Source organism: Catonella sp., from assembly GCF_052169795.1.
Classification (GTDB): Bacteria; Bacillota; Clostridia; order Lachnospirales; family Lachnospiraceae; genus Catonella.
In genome coordinates, this window is sequence record NZ_JBQNBU010000036.1 from 1 (window position 1) to 21,392 (window position 21,392).

Annotated in this window: 24 protein-coding genes; 21 read left to right on the forward strand and 3 right to left on the reverse strand. The window is 31.9% G+C overall.

Annotated features, from left to right (window positions below; genetic code table 11):
* Window positions 1-336: 336 nt before the first annotated feature.
* Window positions 337-1,248, reverse strand: a complete 912-nt coding sequence (locus ACTTKP_RS06855) for a helix-turn-helix domain-containing protein (RefSeq protein WP_442553168.1) — start codon at window positions 1,246-1,248, stop codon at window positions 337-339.
* A 561-nt stretch (window positions 1,249-1,809) separates the two neighbouring features.
* On the opposite strand from ACTTKP_RS06855, the gene ACTTKP_RS06860 reads away from it, so the two are divergent.
* The 17 genes from ACTTKP_RS06860 (at window position 1,810) to ACTTKP_RS06940 (ending at window position 17,001) form a co-directional block, all read left to right on the forward strand.
* A complete protein-coding gene (locus ACTTKP_RS06860; protein WP_442553169.1) occupies window positions 1,810-2,025 on the forward strand; it encodes a Cys-every-fifth RiPP peptide CefA in 216 nt (71 codons plus the stop codon).
* Window positions 2,026-2,222: 197 nt separating this feature from the next.
* Entirely contained in the window at window positions 2,223-2,714 is a 492-nt protein-coding gene (locus ACTTKP_RS06865; protein ID WP_442553170.1) for a hypothetical protein, read from the forward strand.
* Window positions 2,711-4,051, forward strand: coding sequence for a radical SAM protein (locus ACTTKP_RS06870; protein WP_442553171.1), 1,341 nt, complete (start codon window positions 2,711-2,713; stop codon window positions 4,049-4,051). The genes ACTTKP_RS06865 and ACTTKP_RS06870 overlap by 4 nt, the downstream gene beginning before the upstream one ends.
* An 809-nt stretch (window positions 4,052-4,860) precedes the next feature.
* Window positions 4,861-6,687 carry an ABC transporter ATP-binding protein gene (locus tag ACTTKP_RS06875; RefSeq protein WP_442553172.1) on the forward strand — a complete coding sequence of 609 codons (1,827 nt, stop codon included), beginning with the start codon at window positions 4,861-4,863 and terminating at the stop codon, window positions 6,685-6,687.
* Between the two features lie 196 nt (window positions 6,688-6,883).
* Window positions 6,884-7,120 carry an ATP-binding cassette domain-containing protein gene (locus tag ACTTKP_RS06880; protein WP_442553173.1) on the forward strand — a complete coding sequence of 79 codons (237 nt, stop codon included), beginning with the start codon at window positions 6,884-6,886 and terminating at the stop codon, window positions 7,118-7,120.
* The gene (locus ACTTKP_RS06885; RefSeq protein ID WP_442553174.1) at window positions 7,117-7,422 is read left to right on the forward strand and encodes an ATP-binding cassette domain-containing protein; all 306 of its coding nucleotides are present in this window, start codon (window positions 7,117-7,119) and stop codon (window positions 7,420-7,422) included. Before ACTTKP_RS06880 ends, ACTTKP_RS06885 begins: the two co-directional genes overlap by 4 nt.
* A complete protein-coding gene (locus ACTTKP_RS06890; RefSeq protein ID WP_442553175.1) occupies window positions 7,394-7,897 on the forward strand; it encodes a hypothetical protein in 504 nt (167 codons plus the stop codon). Before ACTTKP_RS06885 ends, ACTTKP_RS06890 begins: the two co-directional genes overlap by 29 nt.
* A 55-nt stretch (window positions 7,898-7,952) precedes the next feature.
* Entirely contained in the window at window positions 7,953-8,081 is a 129-nt protein-coding gene (locus tag ACTTKP_RS06895) for a hypothetical protein (protein ID WP_442553176.1), read from the forward strand.
* Between the two features lie 13 nt (window positions 8,082-8,094).
* On the forward strand, window positions 8,095-8,394 hold the full coding sequence (locus ACTTKP_RS06900; RefSeq protein WP_442553177.1) for a C39 family peptidase: 300 nt from the start codon (window positions 8,095-8,097) through the stop codon (window positions 8,392-8,394).
* 120 nt (window positions 8,395-8,514) lie between these two features.
* Window positions 8,515-9,723, forward strand: a complete 1,209-nt coding sequence (locus ACTTKP_RS06905; RefSeq protein WP_442553178.1) for a hypothetical protein — start codon at window positions 8,515-8,517, stop codon at window positions 9,721-9,723.
* Between the two features lie 337 nt (window positions 9,724-10,060).
* On the forward strand, window positions 10,061-10,573 hold the full coding sequence (locus ACTTKP_RS06910; RefSeq protein ID WP_442553179.1) for a hypothetical protein: 513 nt from the start codon (window positions 10,061-10,063) through the stop codon (window positions 10,571-10,573).
* Window positions 10,574-11,238: 665 nt separating this feature from the next.
* Window positions 11,239-12,060 (forward strand): hypothetical protein, encoded by an 822-nt coding sequence (locus ACTTKP_RS06915; protein ID WP_442553180.1) that lies wholly within the window; start codon window positions 11,239-11,241, stop codon window positions 12,058-12,060.
* Window positions 12,038-12,850, forward strand: coding sequence for a helix-turn-helix domain-containing protein (locus tag ACTTKP_RS06920; RefSeq protein WP_442553181.1), 813 nt, complete (start codon window positions 12,038-12,040; stop codon window positions 12,848-12,850). The genes ACTTKP_RS06915 and ACTTKP_RS06920 overlap by 23 nt, the downstream gene beginning before the upstream one ends.
* Window positions 12,850-13,395 (forward strand): hypothetical protein, encoded by a 546-nt coding sequence (locus ACTTKP_RS06925; RefSeq protein ID WP_442553182.1) that lies wholly within the window; start codon window positions 12,850-12,852, stop codon window positions 13,393-13,395. Before ACTTKP_RS06920 ends, ACTTKP_RS06925 begins: the two co-directional genes overlap by 1 nt.
* 148 nt (window positions 13,396-13,543) lie before the next feature.
* Window positions 13,544-14,197 carry a YesL family protein gene (locus ACTTKP_RS06930; RefSeq protein WP_442553183.1) on the forward strand — a complete coding sequence of 218 codons (654 nt, stop codon included), beginning with the start codon at window positions 13,544-13,546 and terminating at the stop codon, window positions 14,195-14,197.
* A 51-nt stretch (window positions 14,198-14,248) separates the two neighbouring features.
* Window positions 14,249-16,366: a glutamine synthetase III family protein gene (locus ACTTKP_RS06935; protein WP_442553184.1), complete on the forward strand. Its 2,118-nt coding sequence runs from the start codon at window positions 14,249-14,251 to the stop codon at window positions 16,364-16,366.
* 77 nt (window positions 16,367-16,443) lie between these two features.
* The gene (locus ACTTKP_RS06940) at window positions 16,444-17,001 is read left to right on the forward strand and encodes a manganese efflux pump MntP (RefSeq protein WP_442553185.1); all 558 of its coding nucleotides are present in this window, start codon (window positions 16,444-16,446) and stop codon (window positions 16,999-17,001) included.
* Between the two features lie 28 nt (window positions 17,002-17,029).
* Here ACTTKP_RS06940 and ACTTKP_RS06945 read toward each other — a convergent pair whose 3' ends face one another.
* The gene (locus tag ACTTKP_RS06945; protein WP_442553186.1) at window positions 17,030-17,422 is read right to left on the reverse strand and encodes a DUF2500 domain-containing protein; all 393 of its coding nucleotides are present in this window, start codon (window positions 17,420-17,422) and stop codon (window positions 17,030-17,032) included.
* 306 nt (window positions 17,423-17,728) lie between these two features.
* On the opposite strand from ACTTKP_RS06945, the gene ACTTKP_RS06950 reads away from it, so the two are divergent.
* From ACTTKP_RS06950 to ACTTKP_RS06960, 3 genes are read left to right on the forward strand one after another with little or no spacing between them, the layout of a single operon-like run.
* The gene (locus ACTTKP_RS06950; RefSeq protein ID WP_442553187.1) at window positions 17,729-18,727 is read left to right on the forward strand and encodes a transporter substrate-binding domain-containing protein; all 999 of its coding nucleotides are present in this window, start codon (window positions 17,729-17,731) and stop codon (window positions 18,725-18,727) included.
* Entirely contained in the window at window positions 18,727-19,413 is a 687-nt protein-coding gene (locus ACTTKP_RS06955; RefSeq protein ID WP_442553188.1) for an amino acid ABC transporter permease, read from the forward strand. The genes ACTTKP_RS06950 and ACTTKP_RS06955 overlap by 1 nt, the downstream gene beginning before the upstream one ends.
* On the forward strand, window positions 19,403-20,152 hold the full coding sequence (locus ACTTKP_RS06960) for an amino acid ABC transporter ATP-binding protein (RefSeq protein WP_442553189.1): 750 nt from the start codon (window positions 19,403-19,405) through the stop codon (window positions 20,150-20,152). The genes ACTTKP_RS06955 and ACTTKP_RS06960 overlap by 11 nt, the downstream gene beginning before the upstream one ends.
* Window positions 20,153-20,310: 158 nt before the next feature.
* On the opposite strand, the gene ACTTKP_RS06965 is transcribed toward ACTTKP_RS06960, so the two are convergent.
* On the reverse strand, window positions 20,311-20,568 hold the full coding sequence (locus ACTTKP_RS06965; protein WP_442553190.1) for a DUF2442 domain-containing protein: 258 nt from the start codon (window positions 20,566-20,568) through the stop codon (window positions 20,311-20,313).
* A gap of 372 nt (window positions 20,569-20,940) precedes the next feature.
* On the opposite strand from ACTTKP_RS06965, the gene ACTTKP_RS06970 reads away from it, so the two are divergent.
* Entirely contained in the window at window positions 20,941-21,225 is a 285-nt protein-coding gene (locus tag ACTTKP_RS06970; protein WP_442553191.1) for a hypothetical protein, read from the forward strand.
* Window positions 21,226-21,392: the final 167 nt, after the last annotated feature.

The following is a 21,392-nucleotide window of genomic DNA, read 5'->3' on the forward strand; positions in this document are numbered from 1 at the left end:
TCAAAAAGAAAAGTTTGTAACCTGATTTTTCTTGGCTACAAACTTATTATACGAGAGGTGTAGAACAATAAAAAAATTGATAAGAATTAATTAAAATCAAAAAATAGCATCTTAGATTTGTGATAAACATTTTTTACTGAAAAAAGCCTGCCTATGTGGGGATTTTTATTCTTTGCAAGGGGGAAGAGGGGACGAATGCAGATTGAAGGGGAGGATGTTATGTATGAGTAAAAAATCGGAACATCGTGAACGACATAAGGAAAAGTCAGAAAACAGCTTTACAGCTGATATTTGTTGAGATAGTAGGACTTATTTTTCTGATACTTGGTATACTTACTATTCAAGTTTAATATTATAATGTTCCATACATTTAGAAATAATTGTTTCTTTTAGCTTATCCTGTTCAAAAGCGTTACAAAGAGTAATAGCAGTTTTAAATGAATCAAGATAATTATCATTGCCCAGTTTGTACTCTGAATACCCTTTACCGTAATACAATAAACCAAGCCCAAGTGGCTGTCTGGATTTTCTACAGGCAGTAATTCCCTCATTATAGTAGGCTAAAGATTTCGAAAAAATTTCCATTTTAGAATAAATTACAGCTATATTGTGGCATATTTTAGGATAAATAGCAGCAGTTTCATCCAATGAATCTTTGCAAAAAAGCATAATATCAAGGCTATTTTTTGTTTCTTTAAGTTTATCTAATGTAAAGCCTATATTCATAAGGATTCTAACCTCTGTATCCGACAAAACAAAGTCAGAATATTTATCTAAAGTAAAATCCGGTTCTGTTATTTTTAAAGCTTTAGTGTAAGTATCAAGAGCTAAATTATATTCATTTCTGCTATATTGCAAAATACCATCAATAAATAGAATCTGTTGTAAGATAAAGCCTTTATAATACTCATTGCTTATAGAGTAGGAGAACTTTTCTAGTAGCTTCAGACTTGACTCTAACTTATCAAATTCACCATTATCTATTTTATTTTCTATTTCATTGGTTATGGATGTAAATGTATAATAATCATTAAATTGGCATTCTACCAATAGGCGCACCAAGTCTGTCTTATACAAAGGCGAAAGTAATTCTAATGTATCAAGGTTAGGCAGGCATTTGCCGTTTTCAAGCCGCACTATGGTTTTTATGCTGATGCCGGTTTTATCTGCAATATAATCTTTATGTAGCATTAATGACTTTCTTATAGTCCTTAATTTTTGGCTAAATACTTTAAGGTTATATGACATATGTTTTCTCCTTTTGGTAAAAAGGGACATTGAAGTCCCTTGAAATTAAATATTTTTAGCAATATTATATAGTCAAATAAGATAATTGTAAAGATACGGATATGAAGAAGAAAAAAATTATTTGTATGATGTTGGCAATATGGGGGTTAGTATTATTTGCAAAATTTGATTCTGTGCTAGGGGAGCCAATAAGAGCGAACCCACCAGAGATTGAATGGCTTAGTATGTAACAAATGATGGATAGTCAGAAGTAAAACAAATAGGAGGTGAAGGTATTATGGTAAAGATGTTTCCAATGAGGTATAAAAACGGAGATACATAATTGTGATTTTTTGCTTAAGATGATGTTACGTGAACAATTAAAAGTGAGTTTAGTTATAGAATTAAATGTATTCTAAACTTAGTAGAACTTGATGAATTAGAAATTTTTAGTAGATATTGGACGATTAGATTAAAGAAAGAAGGTTCAAATGGTTAACTATATAGGGAATGCTTATACATCAGGTAAAAAAGGGGCCCTGTGGAGCGGCTGGGTGTTCCACAGATAAATGTGGTGGAAATATGTGTGTTACTGCAGGTTGTGATACAAACGGTTGCGGTGGGGATGGTTGCGCTGCAGCTGCTTGTGGTAGCAACGGTTGTGGTGGTAATGCCTGTAGTTTAGCTGGATGCATCGCAAATGGGTGTGCAGTAGCTGGTTGCTTAATAAATGGCTGTACCGCAAACTTTTGTTTTGCTTGTATTGTAGACATACTTCCGTTTTCAGATGAACAATGATACAACATTATTATCTGTGGTATTATTGTTTAATGAAGTAATTAAGGAGTCGTCATACTGAGAATAATACGTAACGATAATTATAGATTGTCATATGACGGATTTTTAATATGACGGCTCTGTATTAGATAAAAGCAATAAGAAGTTTATAAGTTAATAATGATTATCTTTAATAAACTTATGGAGGAATTGACATCATGAAATTGTTGAAAAATCCCTGCTTTATTATTTTTAAGTTGGGGCTTGTAGTTTCACTAATACTTATTGTAGCAGAAAAAATGCGTTTTATATCATTAGAATATAAGATAGCTTTGTTTATTAATATCATATTTGCAATATGCTTTGGATTCTTACTATATTCAATAGCATATAATATCAAAAAAAATAATTTAATAAAAAATGGTTTAGTCTTTGATGCTATAGTGCTGGGAATAAATGATACATATTTGGGCTTTAGGATTGGAGGATTTAGATATTTTAGGTTGAATTATAGCTACATAAATCAAAATGATGAAACTGTATACAATATAAGCAATTTAATATATATCAATAGATATGATTTTTCGTATATAAGAAAACTAAATAATTATGAACTTAATAGGTTATTTAGAATAAAAATTTATGTGGCAAAAGATGACTCAAATAAATATTTGGCAGAAGTTTATAGGAAGGAACAAATGGTATCATGAAATATTCGAAATACAATTTAATGGTAACTAAAAATAGTGAGCAATATTATATTTTTAATACACTTAATGGCAATTGTATTGAAGTTAGCTCAGAAGTCGCCGCTTATGTTAAAAATGGTGTTATCAATTCACTGTGTGAAGAAGATGCTAATTTGTTAATAAAATCTGGTATTATCATTGAAGATTATATAGATGAAAATAGAATTATATCTTACTTTCATGATAAAGATAAATTTTCATTAAATTATTTTTCTTCAACTGTATTGCTGACAAGAAATTGTAACTTAAAATGCATATATTGTTTTGAAGGTGAAAGCAACAATGCTGTTATGAATATTGTTCAAGCAGATAAGTATATCAAATTTGTAAAAAATAAAACGACAAAGAATAGAACAAAAAATATACATATTTGTTTGTTTGGCGGAGAACCTCTCGTAAATTTCAAGATTGGGGAATATATTCTTGAACAAATAAATAATTATTGTGAAGAAAATGATATGAATTTTAGTAGCTCTATTATAACAAATGGTACACTTGTTAACAGAAAAGTTATTGAAAAATTAATTAAATATAAATGTATGTCTGTCCAAATAACATTGGATGGTACTAAAGAAATTCATGATAGTAGGAGGATGAGAAAGGATAATAAAGGTTCATTTGATATAATAATTAATAATTTGAAATTACTTAAAGAGTATAAACAACAACTTCATACAGTCATAAGAATAAATGTTGACAATATTAACAAAAATATTACTAGTGATTTACTAGATATTATAGGTAAAAGAGGGCTTGATTTTACAGATTTCAACGTTGATTTTGGAATAGTAAGGGGAATGTCAGATGCATGTAGTATATATTCTGATAATTGCCTGGAAGAGGAAGATGTTGGAGATGTATTATATAAACTGTGGAATTATGCAGAAAGTCAAGGATTTAGAAATAATGTAAGACCTCTTAGAAGATGGCTTTATTGTGGCTTATACAATGAAGGACAATTTACAGTTGACCCTGAATGTAAAGTCTATAAGTGTTGGGAACAAGTTGGGATTAAAGAACATTTGATGGGTGAGATTGATGATTATGGAAATTTGATAAAAGTCCAATATGCATTTTATGATTGGATGTCACATGATCCACTAAAAATTGATGATTGTAGAAAATGTGTATATTTGCCATGCTGTGGGGGAGGCTGCGCTGTTACAAGCTATCATAGAGAAAAATCATATCATTCAAAAGGATGCTTTAAGATAAGAGGAGTTATTGAAAAACAGGTGCTTAAGTATATTGAAAACCTTAAACATCTGGATATGAATCAATTATCAAATAATAGTTAATCGTAAATATTATATTGCTATGATTGTTGTGATATATAGTTGTAACACCTAATCCTCTTGAGATTTAATCAAAATCTGCAAATAGATATGTTACAAAGAGTAAACATTATGAAACTGAATTCAAGAATAGGGTTGCAAGCCTTCATCTTTAAAATAGAAGAGCGTTAAAGACCTTTATGTCGAATATGAGGACTCGCGTGTAAGCTTCACAAACAGGATTATTCAGTTTCGCAAAAAAACGTTATTCAAATGAAGAAACCGGAGCATACTTCATTTTACGGAGGAGAATCGTAAACTAAGAAACTTGCAGGGACTCAATTCCGTTTAAGAGACTATCATTCGCATGTAGGTGGAAATGGCTGCTTGACTGTATACACAGGTCATCCCTCAGAATAACTACAAAAGGCAAATCAACCTCAGCAGGGAATTATCACAGCTAGGATTCTAATTCATTCAGTCCAAGGCAGTCATTACACTTCTAATGAGTACATTGAATTTTGTGAAAGACTTGGAATAACGCTAAGTATGAGTTAAGCAGGTCATCCATATGCTGATGTTCCAATGGAAAGGTACTTCAATATGTGAAAAATTGACCAAATTAACAGCATCACTGTCATGCTGAATAAGAGCTGTATACTGCCATTGATGAATTAGCTTATGTTCATTATAACGATGTCAGACCACATGCTTATAATAAACATAAAACGCCTTATGAGGCTTGTTATGGTATTAAATAACCACGTAACAAGTTTTAGGTAAAGGTGTTACGAAAATGCTTTACCACAACAAAATTATAAATGGTGGAATATATGAATAAATATAATGATTTATCAAGAAAAGATAAAGGTATAGTGAAAATTATTAAATCTGTTATAGATAATAATTTTTATGTTCTTAGAATAGTTTGGAAAGTTTCAAAGGTTAGATTTTTAATAAAACTATTTTTAACAGTGATGTTTGCTGCATTGCCAATACTAAACATTATTATGGTTAGATATATAATTGCGAAAATAGAGCGTGGAATCTCTTATAGCAATGATTCAATTAGAACAATATGCACAATGGTAATTGGTATAACCTTATTCCAATTGGCTTCAAATATTGTTGTAATTCTAAATGAAGCTGTTATTGATCCTGTAATTGCGTCTAAGATTAATCAATATATTAATAAAGTTTTTTTTGATAAAGTTCAGCTTTTTAGTTATGAAAATTTTGAGAGTCCTGATTTTTTTAATAAGTATACGCAAGCTATTGAACAGTTAGACAGAATTGCACATACTACATTTAATGTTGCTTTTCAGTTACTTTCAAGCGTTATGAATATTATTATGCTATCAACTTTAATATTATCACTAGACGGTATTATAATGCTATTTACGATTTTTGCTGTATCAGTTAATTTTATACAATCTATTATACTTGGAAATATAAATTTTAAAACAGTGAAATCAATAACACCATTTTCTAGAAGACAAAATTATATAAAATATATATTGTATAACTATAAATATGTTAAAGATATAAAATGTTATAAGGTATTGGATATTGGAAAAAGATACTACGAATTATCTACGTTTAAAATATTGAGAATATTAAAGGAATATGGTATTAAAGCTGCAGTTATAAATATATTTGCCAGTATATTTAATTCTGTAACTTCTGCTTGGAAGATGATATACATGTTTTTTAAGGTAGTAGAAAAAATATACAGTATAGCTGATTATTCAGCGTTAGTAAGTTCATCAAATCAGTTAGAAGGTGTGTTAAGTTCTATTGCAGATGGGATAGTTAATATGTATAAGAACAGCTTGGAAATAGATAAATTAATATTTATATTGTCACATAATGATGATAATGACAAAGAAGGACAAATTGAATTTGACTGTGATAAACCTTGTGAAATTGAAGTGAAAAATTTGTACTTTAAGTATATTAACACTGATAGATATGTTTTAAAAAATATATCATTTAAAATATTTGCAGGTGAAAAAGTATCTATTGTAGGGCTAAACGGTTCTGGTAAAACCACTCTTATCAAATTACTGTTAAGATTATATGAGCCTGAAAGCGGTGAAATTTTAATTAATAATGTAAACATAAAAAAGTATAATAAAGAATCTTTACAAAAAGGAATCGGTATTGCTTTTCAAGAAAATAATATTTTCGCGTATACAATGAAGGAAAATATTGCTTTTGAAGGAGAAGTTAACATAAATACTTTAGAAATTTTGAGAAAATTAGATATATCTCCAAATTCCAGTAGATTTATAAACGACATAGATACTGAATTATCTAAAGAATTTGATAATAATGGTACACAACTTTCTAAAGGGGAAGAGCAGAAGATTTGTCTGGCTAGAGCTATGAATAGGAGTACAGGTTTATACATATTAGATGAACCGTCAAGTTCATTGGACCCTATATCTGAGTATAAAATGTATAATGCTTTGAAGAACTTGCGTAAGAAAACAATATTATTTGTTTCACATCGCTTAGCGGCGTCAGCATTAGCGGATAGGATTATATTACTGGAAAATGGCGAAATATTGGAATTTGGAAGTCATAGTGTTCTGATTACGCAGAAAGGCAGATATGCTGAATTATTTAATAAGCAATCTGAATATTACACTATTTGATGTAGCAGTTAATAGCTAATCTTCCTTGATATTAACAATTTTTAGTTATATTATATAAGTGGATAAGAAAAATATGAAGTAGGAATGATATCAGATTGGGTGATAGTGATACTGCTTGTTACTCTTTAATAGGCAATTATGATGTAACTACATAATTGCCTATTTTTTAGATAAGGCCGCAAGGGGACAGGTAAACATGGGAAAGTCGGAAAAGGTAATATTGCGCTGCAATAAAGTTTCGAAAATATACAAAAGTGGTATGCAGCAGACAAAAGCACTGTCAGGGGTGAGTCTCAGTTTCAATGAAGCTTCGATTAATTTGATTTATGGGAAGAGTGGCAGTGGAAAATCTACGTTATTAAATGTACTGGCAGGCATAGATAATGCTTCTGATGGAGATATTTTCTTTCAAGGAAAAACTATGCTGTTATGACAGAAAGAGAGATGGCAAAACTTAGAGGGGATAACTATGGATTTATATTTCAGGCATATCATCTTATACCACATATTACCACAAAAGAGAATATTATGTGCCCGTATTATGTTAATGGGAAGCCCATTGATACCAAGTACTTTAGCTTCTTGGTTCAGGAATTAGGAATCATTGACTTGGTGCTTAAATGTCCTTATGAACTATCAGGAGGAGAGCAGCAAAGAGTAGCGATAGCAAGAGCAATGCTGTTAAAGCCATCAATAGTGTTTGCTGATGAACCTCATACAAAACAACAGGGATAATCTTATAAATACATATGGCAAATTTCTCGCTGTTATATCTGATGTTGATGAGAAAACTGAAGCGAATATAAAAAAAGAGTTAAATGATTTTGCATACAAAAGATTCGAAGTCGGAGGAAATGCAGTATATTCAGGCAAAAAATTAACTTTTGGCTCGATGGAAAAGAGTATTGGGGATGTCTTGGCTTTCAGCCTTATTAAAGGAGAATGGCCGGAGAAAGAAAACGAGATTGTAGTTGAAGAATACTTGACAGAATTATTTAAGATTAAAAACAATCACTTGCCAGCGAAGATAAATTTTGAGAAAAATGGTATAAGGACAGATTTTATAATTACCGGCATAATTTCTAATTATTCAAGTAGACTTTCTGCGTCAACTTTTATAGAAAAGGATATAAATGTATATCCCACAGTAATATTTGCAGATGGCATGCTAAAAGATACAAACGGGACACCAATGTCCCTTGAAAAATAATATTTTGGGTAATATTATATAGGTATAAAGTAAAAATGTAAAGGAGAAACAAGGTATGAAAAAGAAAAAAGTTGTATGTATGTTGTTGATGATAGGTGCATTAGCTTTCTTTACTAAAATTGAAGCTATGATGGGAGAAGCAGTAAATGCAAGCCCTCCTGAAATAGAATGGCTTAGTCTTTAATTAAAGGCTGGGTATGCTAAAAAAGTATCAAACTTTTTCAACAGGATTAATATATAGCATAGATAAAGGATATCCGGTTATATGTCATACATATACTAGCTCATTGAAACATTACAATGGCAAAGGAAGTGGACATTATGTTGTTGCTACTGGCTATATTTATGGATTTTCTGGTAATAATGATGGTGTTTCAGATGTTTATTATAATAATCCTAATAATCAGAATCAGTATTATGGTAAGCATGCGGATACAATTGAGGCTATGACAAAGGCAATCAAAAATAGAGCAGGATATTTTATAAGATACAGGTAGCATTGTCACAAGAAATAAAATTTGTGATAGTATAATTATATAAGATGTGCTATTATTAAGAAATATTATAATAACACATCTTATACTTATATTTTGAGAAAAGTTTAGGTGGTAGAATATATGAGTAATAAAAAAAGGATAATCTTGGCTTTACTTACTAGTTTGGTTTTATTTGGATGCAATGGACAAAATAAAATTAGTGAAAAAAGTTCATTGATTGATAGAAATGAGATACAACAGCAAAAAACAGTAAGTATGGGAGGAAACAGTAATGCATTTAAAATTTCTGAAAAAGAGAAGAAGTATTCTTTTGAAGAATTGGATTTATATGAGAAAACTGGTATAGATAGAGAGAGCCACAATATAGATATTTTAGATGCAGAAGAGGGGGCTATCTTATTTCAGGTTGATGTTCCTAGAAAAGGTAATGAGATGGGAGAGGGAATTCTGAATCAAACAGAAGAAATATATGTATATAAGTCTAAGGAAGACAAAGTTAAAAAGATTGCAACATTTGAAAATTATTATGTTTTAGAAGGATACCTGAATAATGACAGTTATATTATTATGGGTGTTAAGTTAGATGGCAAAGGAGATAGTAATTACTCTGTGCTTAATGGCAGCGAAGGAGGACTTGAAGAGATACATGAAGGAATAAAAACTTTTAGCTTTGCTTACTGGCCAGAGCTGATAAAATTAAATTCAGGATTGATATTATTTGAACCTGAAATGGACAAAGAAGATTCAGATAAGATAACAGGAATGAACTTTTATAAATTTAAAAATAATAAGTTTGAAAAAGAAGACTTGCATATTTCAAAAGATTTTCAAATATTACAGACAGAAGTATCGAATGATGGAGAAGCTTTTATTTCATTTTGGGAGAATAAGAAAGAAGAACAGGCATATTTTATTTACATAGATAAAAATGGAAATAATAAGAAAATAGCTTTTCCAAAAGAAAATAGGCTTTTAAGCTTTGCTTTATCTAAAAATAATATACTGGCTTCGGTACAGATGGGAGATGATGAAAGTGTATATAAAATGCTGTTATTTGATATAGATTCGGGGTTATTAGGTGAAAGTAACTTCCAGTATATTCATAGAATGACAAGTTTACCATCTGTTGGAAAAGTGATGGCGATGATGGGAGATAACAATGTATATTCAATTGAGGTTAAAAAGAACGAATTAAATTATGAAAAGATTGTAGCTGATGGCATAGAACCATCAAAGCTGAGTGAGAAAATACTTTTTAATGGATATAATAATAAAGTTATTTTTTCATTTTTTACTACTGAGAGATTTATGGAAACAGAAATTAAATAAAATAGAACTAATATATAAGTGGAGATATGCAGATTAAATCTTAAATGTTAATATTTTTAGCATAAGGTGGCTTTTAGTAGCCCCTTATGCTATTGTGTTCTTAACTTGTGTGTTATCGGGAAATACGGCAGGAATACTAGAGCTGTATAAGGATTTAACATTTCAGGCTTGAGCAGTAAAAATGGTTATAGGTCTGTTGGAACCTGCTATATACCTAAGTCTGTTAATAGTGTTTATATGAAAACAACAAGATTATGGGCATACTTTTATGATAAAGATTACCGGATTAAGTGGGGAGAAATATCTGGAACTTATTATATGAAAAAATGAGGTTATTATGTTTGAAATAAAATTTCCTAAACATATTCAATTAACAGATCATGATTGTCTGATAAAATTAGAAGAGTTTTATAAAGAAGATATTAGAACTCCATATCTGTCAAAGACTGATCTGTTAAAAGGAATGTATGCTGAACATAATTTAAACTTTGAAAAAGATTATTTTGATGAATTGGATAAAATATCTAAAGCAATACTATCTGATATGGGAAGCCATGAGTGTTATAAAATATCAGATGCTGAAATATGGAGACTTAAAGAAGATGAGAGTAGCAGTTATATTTATAATATTATAAATATAGCATCTCCCAATCTTCCTTACAAACCTATAATATATTTGCTATACAATGAAAGATATGACTTTTTTTATTCCAATTCGTGGTTTTTAGAACTATTTGTTTGTGTACAAAGAGGAATAAATTTTGAAGAGATTGAATTAAAAACAGGAAGATATAAAAATCATATCTTTAGTCTATATGAAATGGGTAGAGAACTAAATATAAGAACTTAATTATAATAAGTTTTTATACTGTGAACCTTGGGAAAAAATGGTGATAAGAGAAGCATTTTCAATAGAAACACTTAATAATGTACAGGTTTTGATTTCGATTGTGATAAATTTAACAATAATCTGTTTATGCTGAATTGAATGTGATTTTTTACTTGGCATATGCCAATAATTATGATATGCTTATTTTAAGAGGTGTTTATCATGAAAAAAATGAATTATAACAGAGCTTGTAGCATAGTGTATATATTGGTTTTGCTAGGATTTCTATTTTTAATAATAGCAAAATTTGTCGCTTCACCTTATGGCATACGGTTTGTAATTGGGCTTGTATTGGTTTTATTAGGTTTGCTGATATTTGTGGCAGCAATAACCTTTTCAATAATTTTTTGCAGATGTCCTCATTGTGGCAGGCTGTTTATTACTCGTGCTTCGTGCTACTGCATACATTGTGGACAATATATTGACAGAAGCCTCTAAGAAAATATGAGGGTGGAGGCAGGCTAAAATAACTAAAATATATAAAAGGACTTTTACATCAGTAATTATAAAAGTTTTACTGAGTATAAAGTCCTTTTTCTAATGTATGAATGTCTCATTGTTTGTTTTTTATTTGACATACATTAAATAAAAATGTATAATATTTACAAGAAAAGAGGTGAGAATTTGTGGAGAATAAAGTAATTACAGATAAACAGGATTTGACTTATTTATTATGGTCGCATGCAAGAAATTCAAGCGGAACAGCAGGAACTTTTTTGAAATCTCAGTCATTAATTGATGGAAGAAAAATATATTATAAACTTTCAAATTTTGACAGTGAAAAAGGAGTGATTGGTCATGAATGTGTGAATGAAATTATAATAGACAGGATGCTAACAATTTTAGGAGTAGAACATCTGGAATATCAGCTGATTTATGCAGACATAGAATTAGAAGGAAGAAAATATGAAACCTGGCTGTGTGCTTCAGAGGATTTTAAGCAGAGGGGGGAAACAAAGGCGGCTTTAGATGATTATTATCAGATAAATGCAAAACAGGGAATCTCACACTACGACTTTTGTAAAGAGAATGGATGGCAGAGATATATAGATACAATGTTGGCGGTTGATTTTCTTATATTAAACAGAGACAGGCATGGAGCTAATATAGAAGTATTATGTAATAGCAGGAAATATTCTTTAAGAATAGCGCCATTATTTGATAATGGACTTTCATTGTTATGCTCTTGTTACAATGAAGAGCAGATAGCAAAATTTGATGTTATGGAAGATAAACTCTGTCAAAACTTTATTGGAAGCAGATCTACATTTGAAAACTTAAAATTAATAGAAGATAAGAAAAGCATTTTTAAGACGCCTTTGAAAGAAAATGATAAGAGCATTATGTTTGAAGGATTAGATGAAGTCTTATCAGAAGAGCACAGAGATAAGATATGGGAAATGATTTATACAAGGTGGTGTGTGTATGAAAGCTTATGCTATTTATGATGAAGATGTGGAAGTGAAATGCCCGATTGGATATTTGTACTATTATGATAAATGTAATGAGTTTATTATAGAATTAAGTAGTGAGTTAGATAAGTGGAACACACCTTTATTATTTTCATCTTATGTAGAAAATAATATTTACACTATACCTAAAGCTGCAAGCTTACTTTGGGTGAAAGAAAGAGTGATACCTAGTGGCAGGCAGAATATTGGCAGCATATTGAAAAATCATAAGATGAAACAGTACAATGAGATGAAATTATTGGAACTATCCGGGGGAAGATGCTCGCAGGATAATTGTTATATCAAGAAAGTAGAATATGAAGATATTCCTTTAGAAATTAGAAAGCGAAGTGAAGATAATGTACTGGAATGTTTTACATCAGGAGAACATGATGTTATTTGTGTATTTGGAGATGATACTGTAAGACGGGTTGATTTGACAAAACTTATAGAGATGAATGGCAAAATAGCTTCGGTATTAAAAAATAATTATGTTTTTCGTTCAGTTAAAGTGGGAGTTGGAGGATATAGCATAGTATTTAATGAAACTATTGAAATAGAAAAGTGGATTTTAAAAAAAGCGGGAATAAAAATAAATATTTCAGTTAAAGATTTTTATCATTTTACAAGGGAGAATATTGTAGATACAGCCAAAGCCTGTGAAATTTTAGGCTGTTCAAAGCAGAACCTGACTTATCTGATAAATAAGGGAAAGTTAAAGCCGATAAAACCAAATTTAAAAGAAAATTTGTTTTTTAGAGGAGATGTTGAAAGAAATAGGTGGTAGTGGATGCAATGGAAAGAGGTAAAATTATGTGGAGAAAAAAATTATTTGTAATATTTTTTACTCTATTAGTATTTGTGATGATGGGAATGTATTTTTATCCCAGAGATATAAACATTTCAAAAGGAGAGAAAAAAACATTTGTAGTATTTAGTAATTCTGGCTTGAAATTTGAGGATGATAAGATTGAACCAATTATTGAAAGTAAAACATATGAGTTGCCAAGGAATAATGAAGTGGTAAACAATATTATTAAAAATATTAAATTATATCCGACTTTAAAGGGATTATTTAAGAAAGGAGCTTATCTGTTTGATGATATTGATTATACGATAAATATTTATATATTTGATATGATGTCAGGAAAAAGTACTGGTAAAATATTAAATCTGACTATTAATTCGGCGGGATATGTAATATATAGTAATAATGATATTGATGCAATTATGAGTCTTGGTTTTGATAAAAAAAATAAGGCAGACAAATTAAAAAAAGAATTAGAAGAAATAATTAAAAATGAAGGAATAAAAGTTAAAAGTATAGAATAAGTATAATGTACTCACGCCTTGATGCAATTGATTTGCATATCCTAAAGTAAAAACAAGGTATGATTTTTTACTTGACATCTCCCTATAATACGTAGATAATTATAAAAGTTATTTTGATTTACCAAGTATTTATAAACAGAGGTATATAATGGGAAATTTATTTAATGTAAATAATGTTTTTTTTCGGTTTATGGGAAAGCTTTTCGATGTAGTGGCACTTAATATTGTATTTATAATTGTCTGTATACCTATTGTAACAATTGGACCTGCTATTTCAGCCCTTTATTATGCATCCGTAAAATCAATTAGGCGTGACAGAAGCTATCCTGTTAAGGAATTTTTTAAAGGTTTTAAGCGTGATTTTAAGCAGAGTTTCATAGTTGGACTAATTATGGTAATTGCAGGCATAATATTGTATATAGATGTTAAGTTTTCGGTAGATTTTATACAGAACAGTTTTACCTATATGAGGTATATTTATTTTATTATAGCAGCGGTACTTGCCTTTATAATGATTTACATTTATCCTCTTATTTCAAGATTTTCATTGAAATTATCAGGCTTATTTAAACTGTCATTTTATTTGTCAATCAGACATTTTCTTACTACCATTGTTTCAATAATACTGCTTTTTGGCGGTTTTGTATTAGTATATATTTCTGCCGGCTTGGCTATGCTTATAGTACCTGTAACCGTAACACTCCTTATATCAGTGATGATGGAGAAGGTGCTTATAAAATGTATGAACTTGGTTAAAACAGATGATGACTATGAGAACAAAGATCAGTGGTATCTGGAGTAAATATACTTTATCAAAACTTTGTGAAAATATTATCATATAAAGAGGAGAAATATGGGCGAGGAGAAATTTGTATTACCAAGAGATTTTGCTAAAAATGTTTTTAATGACGAGGTAATGAAGGACAGGCTTCCAAGTGATGTTTATAAGGAGCTTAGGAAGACTATTGATAATGGAGAAGATTTAAATGAAAAGATAGCCAGAGCTGTGGCACATGCTATGAAGTCATGGGCTATGGAAAGAGGGGCTACTCATTATTCACATTGGTTCCAGCCAATGACAGGGATAACTGCTGAGAAGCATGATTCTTTTCTTAATCCTGAGGGTAAGGGCGGTATTATAATGCGTTTCTCAGGTAAGGAGCTTATAAAGGGAGAATCTGATGCTTCTTCTTTTCCGTCAGGAGGACTGAGGGCAACTTTTGAAGCAAGGGGATATACAGCTTGGGACTGTACCTCTCCGGCATTTTTAAAGGAAGATACAGCGGGTGTAACACTTTGTATACCTACTGCGTTCTGTTCTTATACAGGAGAGGCACTTGATGAAAAGACTCCTCTGCTCCGTTCTATGGAGGCGATAAGCAAGCAGGCGACTCGTATAGCAAAGCTGTTTGGAGATGAGGATGTAACAAGTGTAAGCTGTTCAGTAGGACCTGAGCAGGAGTATTTTCTTATAGATAGAAAAGATTTTCTAAAGAGGGAGGACTTATTATTTACAGGGCGTACACTCTTTGGTGCAATGCCTCCAAAGACTCAGGAACTGGATGACCATTATTATGGAAATATTCCTGAGAGAATAGAACTCTTTATGAAGGAGTTAAATGAAGAGTGTTGGAAACTTGGAATCTATGCGAAGACTCAGCATAATGAAGTTGCTCCTGCACAGCATGAGATGGCACCTGTATACACAACAGCAAATATAGCCACAGACCATAATCAGCTTGTTATGGAAACTATGAAAAAGGTAGCAAAACGCCATGGGCTTGAATGTCTTTTACATGAAAAGCCTTTTGCCGGAGTGAACGGTTCAGGTAAGCATAATAACTGGTCTATAGTTACCAATACCGGGAAAAATATGCTTGATCCGGGCAAAACACCTCATGAGAATGTACAGTTTATGCTGGTGCTTGCGGCGATAATAAAGGCAGTAGATGAAAATGCTACATTGCTCCGTCTGTCAGCATCTAATCCGGGTAATGAGCATAGGCTTGGTGCAGATGAAGCTCCTCCTGCAATTATTTCAATCTTTCTTGGTGACCAGCTTGAGGACTTGGTTAAGCAGGTAATAGAAACAGGAGAGGCTACCTCCAGTAAGCAGGGACGTAAGCTTGATATAGGTGTACACAGCCTTCCTAATCTATTCCTTGATGCAACTGACAGAAATAGGACTTCACCTTTTGCGTTTACAGGCAATAAATTTGAATACAGAATGGTAGCTTCTTCTATGTCTATTGCAGGTGCAAATACAGTTCTAAATACAATAGTAGCTAATGTATTCAGGAATATGGCAGACAGTCTGGAAAAAGCGGAGGATTTTAATCAGGCTGCACATGACCTCATTATAGATACGCTGACTGCACATAGAAGAATTATCTTCAATGGAAATGGTTATTCGGAAGAATGGGTGAAAGAAGCGGCAAAGAGAGGTCTTCCAAATACAAAATCAATGGTAGAGGCTATACCGGCGCTAATAAGTGACCACACTATAGAAGTATTTGAAAAAGAGAAGGTATTAAACCGTACAGAGCTTGAGTCAAGAGCAGAGATCCAGTATGAAAAGTATACCAAGACCATAAATATAGAAGCAAAGACTATGATAGATATGGTGAGGAGACTGTTTATTCCTGCTGTAATTAAGTATCAAATTGTACTTGCGAAGGCTATAAATGAAATGGAAAATACCGGCTTAGGTCTTGAATGTTCTATACAAAAGGATTTACTAAAGAAAATTACTACTCTCCTTGAAGGTGCTAATAGTATGACTGATGAGTTAGAAGAACTAATAATAATGGCTAAGAAGCTATCGGAAGGTAAAGAACAGGCTGAGGAATTTAATATTAAAGTTGCTCCGATGATGGAGAGACTTCGTGAAAATATTGATAGTCTTGAGACTATCGTAGATAAAGCTTATTGGCCGGTGCCAACCTATAGTGATATATTGTTTGAAGTATAAAATTTGTAAGTGCATAAATATCTATAAAAAAGAGATATTTATGCACTTTATCTGACTAAAGGTAAGAGGTTAATTTAATGAATATTCTTGATATATTATTTATTGGACTTGGACTTTCTATGGATGCCTTTGCAGTTTCAGTCTGTAAAGGACTAGCTATGAAGAAAATGAATGTAAAAAAAGCACTTATATGTGGACTTTATTTTGGAGTATTTCAGGCTCTGATGCCTTTGATAGGATATTTACTTGGAAGCGGATTTAAAAATGTAGTAAGTTCTATAGACCATTGGATAGCCTTTGTACTGTTGGGAATTATAGGAATAAATATGATAAAAGAAGCAAAATCCTGTGATGTAGTAAATGATGCTATGGATGTAAAAACTATGGTAACACTTTCTGTTGCAACCAGCATAGATGCACTTGCAATTGGTGTTACCTTTGCTTTCCTTAAAGTAAACATTGTACCGGCAATTTCAATTATAGGACTTATAACCTTCGTCTGTTGTTTTACCGGAGTAAAGCTTGGCAGTATATTTGGGGAAAAATTAAAGACAAAGGCAGAAGTTATGGGAGGACTTGTACTCATACTTATAGGTACTAAGATTCTTATAGAACATTTGTTTTTTGGGGGTTGATTTTCTATATTTATCAAAAGATAACACATTAACTCCGGGTTCTTTCAAAACCAAGATACCTGTTTCCCTGATGTTCTAAAATGCCAATATCACCTTCTATTAATACTCCATAGTTGTAATCATCTACTTGAAATTCCTGCCTGCTACCCTGTTCAAATTCAAAGGTAATATAGTAGTCTGTATGGGTAGAGCCTTCACTCATTCCATGTACATCTGTTCTTCTGGATATGACCCTTGCCTGTGATTTAAGTCTTGGCGCTGCATCGTTTTTTGCCTTCAGGCGGAGTGAAGAAATTATAGAGGCTACTATCACAAAAATAATTATGGCAAATACTATGAAAGATAGGATAGGTATGATAGTAAATATGCTAAAAGGACCATCAATACCGGAAACTCCTGTTTTAGTATTAAGAAAATCCATTATAAATTTCTCCTTATCTGGGGGAAGGTCTTGTATTTTGTTAGTAATATTATAGCATTAATATCTTTAGAAATCTTTAAGAAAACATGAATTATTACATAAGCTAAGATAAAATGTATAGAAAAAGCGTTTTTGAAACCGTATTTACTCCATATATACCGGCATTTAGCAAATCTTACAGTATAATATTAAAAAACAATGTATATTTATACAAATTTATACTTTAAATATTCATTGTGATGTGATATAATGTGCGTATAACAAAATATCATTAAAGCATATTTATTCACAGGGAGGAATTGCAATATGAAAAAATCAATGAAATTAGTCGCAGCATTAACACTTGTTTTTGCCACAATGTTTACAGCCTGCTCAGGTAATTCTACAAAGACAGAGAGCTCTAAGAGTGCTACAAAGACAGGTTCTGTAACTACGTCATCGGCTAAGACAAGCAATACCAATACTGTTGGAAGCAAAAGTACAACAAGTACTGCTGCCGCTGATAATTCTTCAGGGGCTGCAAAGTTAGATCTTTCTTCTATAACAGGAGAAGGAGATAAGCTTGACAAAATACTTCAAGCAGGAGTTATAACCTGTGCAACAAGTCCTGATTTTGCTCCAAATGAATTTATAGATATAAGCAGTGGGGAAACGAAGTATGTAGGCTGCGATATGGATCTTGCCCAGTACATAGCAGACAGTTTAGGAGTAAAACTTGAAATTGTGCCTATGAAATTTGATGCGATTAAGGCGGCTGTTACAACAGGTCAGGTAGATATGGCGATAGCCGGACTTGCTTATACAGAAGAACGTGCAAAAAATATGCAGCTTTCAGACCTTTTTGGTAACACAGATGCAGATGAAGGACAGGGAATTGTCGTTCTTAAGGAAAATGCTGATAAGCTAAAGACTGCAGATGACTTTACGGGTAAGACAATTTTAGCACAGAATGGTTCGGTTCAGCTTGATTTAACTACTACCCAGCTCCCAAAGGCTAACTGTACTCCTATAGCAGATGTAAACAATGGAGCTATGGAGGTTATTACAGGCCAGGCTGACGGACTTACACTTGACCTTGCTGTTGCTAAGGTTTTAATTACCGCACACAAAGAGCTTGCCATAAGTGATTTTAAGTTTGAGTATGAGTCAAAAGGAAATGTGATAGGCTGTACAAAGGGAGAGACCAAGCTTGTAAATGCTCTTAATATGGTTGTTAAAGAAGTAAATGATAAGGGACTTTATAAGCAGTGGAAGGATAAGGCTGTAGAGCTTGCTAAATCATTAGGTGTAGAGGTTAATAACTAATGAATAAATGGTTGGAAATTTTTAATAAAATAGTATTTCTGATAGAAAATTATGGGACTTTATTTATAGTAGGTACAGGCTATACACTTCTTTTGAGCATTATTACAGTTTTTTTCGGTTCTATTTTCGGTTCTGTACTTGCTATACTTAAGAATAATAAGTTTTTGCCTATAAGATTTTTGATTACAGCCTATATCGAGATAGTAAGAGGCACACCTATACTTTTACAGCTGTACATATTTAAGTTCATGCTGCCGGAAGCTATACCGGGGTTTAAGCCATCCACCTTTGTGTGCATACTTGTAGCACTTATATTGAACTCGGCTGCTTATGTATCTGAGGTAATCAGATCAGGTATAGAAGCTGTAGATAAAGGTCAGACTGAGGCGGCAAGGTCGCTGGGGCTTAGTAAAAGGCAGACTATGTTTAAGATAGTATTGCCTCAGGCTGTAAGATATATCCTTCCTGCACTTGGTAACGAGTTCATTATGATGATTAAGGAAACCTCTCTTGCATCTGTATTCTTTGTGGGAGATCTTATGACTCAGTTCCAGACTATATCAGGTGCAACCTTCCTTACAATGGAACCGCTTATTATAATCGGAATTATTTATTTCGTACTTACATTCAGCCTCTCGAAAGGAGTAGCTGTGCTTGAAAGGAGGATGAAGGCAGGTGAACGCTAATCATAATGAATACTTAATAGATGTAGTAGATTTACATAAAAGCTTTGGTGAGCTTCAGGTACTAAAGGGAGTTAATGAACATATCAGTAAAGGGGAGGTTGTATCTATAATAGGACCTTCTGGCGGTGGCAAGTCTACCTTCCTGCGTTGCTTGAATCTCCTTGAAGTACCTGAAAAGGGTAAAATTTATTTTGAAGGAACTAATATAGCGGATAAATCCGTAAACATAGATATACACCGTCAGAAGATGGGAATGGTGTTCCAGCATTTCAATGTATTTCCACATCTTTCAGTAGGAGAGAATATTACACTTGCTCCTACTTTACTTGGAAAGAAAAATGCTGAAGAAGCTAAGAAAAAGGCAATAGAGCTGCTTGACAGAGTTGGACTTCTTGAAAAATATGACGAGAAGCCAAACAAACTTTCGGGCGGTCAGAAGCAGAGGCTTGCTATAGTGAGAGCCCTTGCAATGGAGCCTGATGTAATGCTCTTTGATGAGCCAACATCAGCCCTCGATCCGGAGATGGTAGGAGAGGTGCTTGCAGTTATTAAAAGCCTTGTAAGCGAAGGAATGACAACTGTAATAGTTACCCACGAAATGGGCTTTGCAAGGGAAGTATCAGACAGAGTGCTCTTTATGGACGGAGGCATTATAGCTGAAGAAGGAAGCCCGGAAGAAATATTCGGTAATCCTAAGAACCCTAGGACTAAGGACTTTTTAAGTAAGGTGCTAATGTAAATATGAGATATTAAAAATTAAGGGCTGTTGCACTACAGGAAATACTGTAAAATATAGTAAACTTATTATTAACTAATTACAATATTTTGCAAATATTTTTTCAGTGTGGAAGCCCTTTTTTAATTAATATATTGTTGTTATTTTTTAATTAAAAATAATTATACATAGTCTACAACTCTTCCATTTTCCCAAAGTTCATTACAGGATAAATCAATATCATCATTCCAAGAGATACCATATCCCCCAGAATCCACTTGTACCTGTTCAAACAAACCTTTGACATTTGAGAGAGTTTTAAATGATTCAAACTTGTTAAAAAGAGAAGCAACATTATATTGTTTGCATTCGCCGTTGACAAAATTTATAAGAAGATTGTATTCCGGCAAAGGTTTAACTTCTTTAATCTTATAAAACATCATATCTCCTTTCTGTCATCTATAACTATTATAATGGTGGCAACTTGATAAACTCCTGTGTATCCCAAATTTTTTGTAATTCCGCTTTATGCTTAACAGCCCATTCTCAAATCTCCATTTCTATCTGTTATAATTTGATTATATCAAGAAATTGTGTTATTATCAATACGCTTTGCACTTGAGATTCTCTTTTGCATAACTAAAAAATGTACTTGACCTTTTTTGAATTTAAAATACTTTTAAGATATGTTACAATTAACCCGGCACAAACCGAGTCGGAGGTAACCGAATGAAATTTTATGGAATATAGAAATTAAAAAATATCAATCATCAGGCAGTTAATTACCCAAATCAGGAGATAGATATTTAATTATGGATTGTAAAGATAAAATAACATATATTATATTAGGTTATTTAAATGGTGAATATAATATAAAAGATTTTTGCGACTTATATGAAGAATATTATGAAGAGCTTGACGATGATAAATTGCCTGTATCTTCAAGAATTTGGTTTAAAAATTTGTGGGAAATGTGTAGCAGATTCAATGATATTGAAGAGGATTTAAGACTGTATCCTAGTGTATATTTTACAGAAGATGAAATACGAAGATATATGCAGAAGTTTTCCGTAGATAAGTTTAGTGACAAACAATAGACTTATAAACATTTGAAAAATTTTATAAATAGATTTAAACACAAGGCTTTCTATGATAAAATGTATTCATAGAAGCCTTTTATTATGAAAAAACAAGGACAAAGGAGTATCTAATGCTAAAAATAACCAACCTACGCAAATCCTTCCGAGAAAAATCCGTCCTAAAA

Bases quoted from the DNA above. Each gene is read 5' to 3' on its own strand.
- ACTTKP_RS06855 (WP_442553168.1), bottom strand. From the start codon at position 1,248: ATGTCATATAACCTTAAAGTATTTAGCCAAAAATTAAGGACTATAAGA.
- ACTTKP_RS06930 (WP_442553183.1), top strand. From the start codon at position 13,544: ATGGGAAATTTATTTAATGTAAATAATGTTTTTTTTCGGTTTATGGGA.
- ACTTKP_RS06970 (WP_442553191.1), top strand. From the start codon at position 20,941: ATGGATTGTAAAGATAAAATAACATATATTATATTAGGTTATTTAAAT.
- ACTTKP_RS06880 (WP_442553173.1), top strand. From the start codon at position 6,884: ATGGGAAAGTCGGAAAAGGTAATATTGCGCTGCAATAAAGTTTCGAAA.
- ACTTKP_RS06965 (WP_442553190.1), bottom strand. From the start codon at position 20,568: ATGTTTTATAAGATTAAAGAAGTTAAACCTTTGCCGGAATACAATCTT.
- ACTTKP_RS06950 (WP_442553187.1), top strand. From the start codon at position 17,729: ATGAAAAAATCAATGAAATTAGTCGCAGCATTAACACTTGTTTTTGCC.
- ACTTKP_RS06940 (WP_442553185.1), top strand. From the start codon at position 16,444: ATGAATATTCTTGATATATTATTTATTGGACTTGGACTTTCTATGGAT.
- ACTTKP_RS06945 (WP_442553186.1), bottom strand. From the start codon at position 17,422: ATGGATTTTCTTAATACTAAAACAGGAGTTTCCGGTATTGATGGTCCT.
- ACTTKP_RS06895 (WP_442553176.1), top strand. From the start codon at position 7,953: ATGAAAAAGAAAAAAGTTGTATGTATGTTGTTGATGATAGGTGCATTA.
- ACTTKP_RS06870 (WP_442553171.1), top strand. From the start codon at position 2,711: ATGAAATATTCGAAATACAATTTAATGGTAACTAAAAATAGTGAGCAA.
- ACTTKP_RS06905 (WP_442553178.1), top strand. From the start codon at position 8,515: ATGAGTAATAAAAAAAGGATAATCTTGGCTTTACTTACTAGTTTGGTT.
- ACTTKP_RS06885 (WP_442553174.1), top strand. From the start codon at position 7,117: ATGACAGAAAGAGAGATGGCAAAACTTAGAGGGGATAACTATGGATTT.
- ACTTKP_RS06935 (WP_442553184.1), top strand. From the start codon at position 14,249: ATGGGCGAGGAGAAATTTGTATTACCAAGAGATTTTGCTAAAAATGTT.
- ACTTKP_RS06910 (WP_442553179.1), top strand. From the start codon at position 10,061: ATGTTTGAAATAAAATTTCCTAAACATATTCAATTAACAGATCATGAT.
- ACTTKP_RS06875 (WP_442553172.1), top strand. From the start codon at position 4,861: ATGAATAAATATAATGATTTATCAAGAAAAGATAAAGGTATAGTGAAA.
- ACTTKP_RS06890 (WP_442553175.1), top strand. From the start codon at position 7,394: ATGAACCTCATACAAAACAACAGGGATAATCTTATAAATACATATGGC.
- ACTTKP_RS06920 (WP_442553181.1), top strand. From the start codon at position 12,038: ATGAAAGCTTATGCTATTTATGATGAAGATGTGGAAGTGAAATGCCCG.
- ACTTKP_RS06860 (WP_442553169.1), top strand. From the start codon at position 1,810: ATGTGTGTTACTGCAGGTTGTGATACAAACGGTTGCGGTGGGGATGGT.
- ACTTKP_RS06865 (WP_442553170.1), top strand. From the start codon at position 2,223: ATGAAATTGTTGAAAAATCCCTGCTTTATTATTTTTAAGTTGGGGCTT.
- ACTTKP_RS06900 (WP_442553177.1), top strand. From the start codon at position 8,095: ATGCTAAAAAAGTATCAAACTTTTTCAACAGGATTAATATATAGCATA.
- ACTTKP_RS06955 (WP_442553188.1), top strand. From the start codon at position 18,727: ATGAATAAATGGTTGGAAATTTTTAATAAAATAGTATTTCTGATAGAA.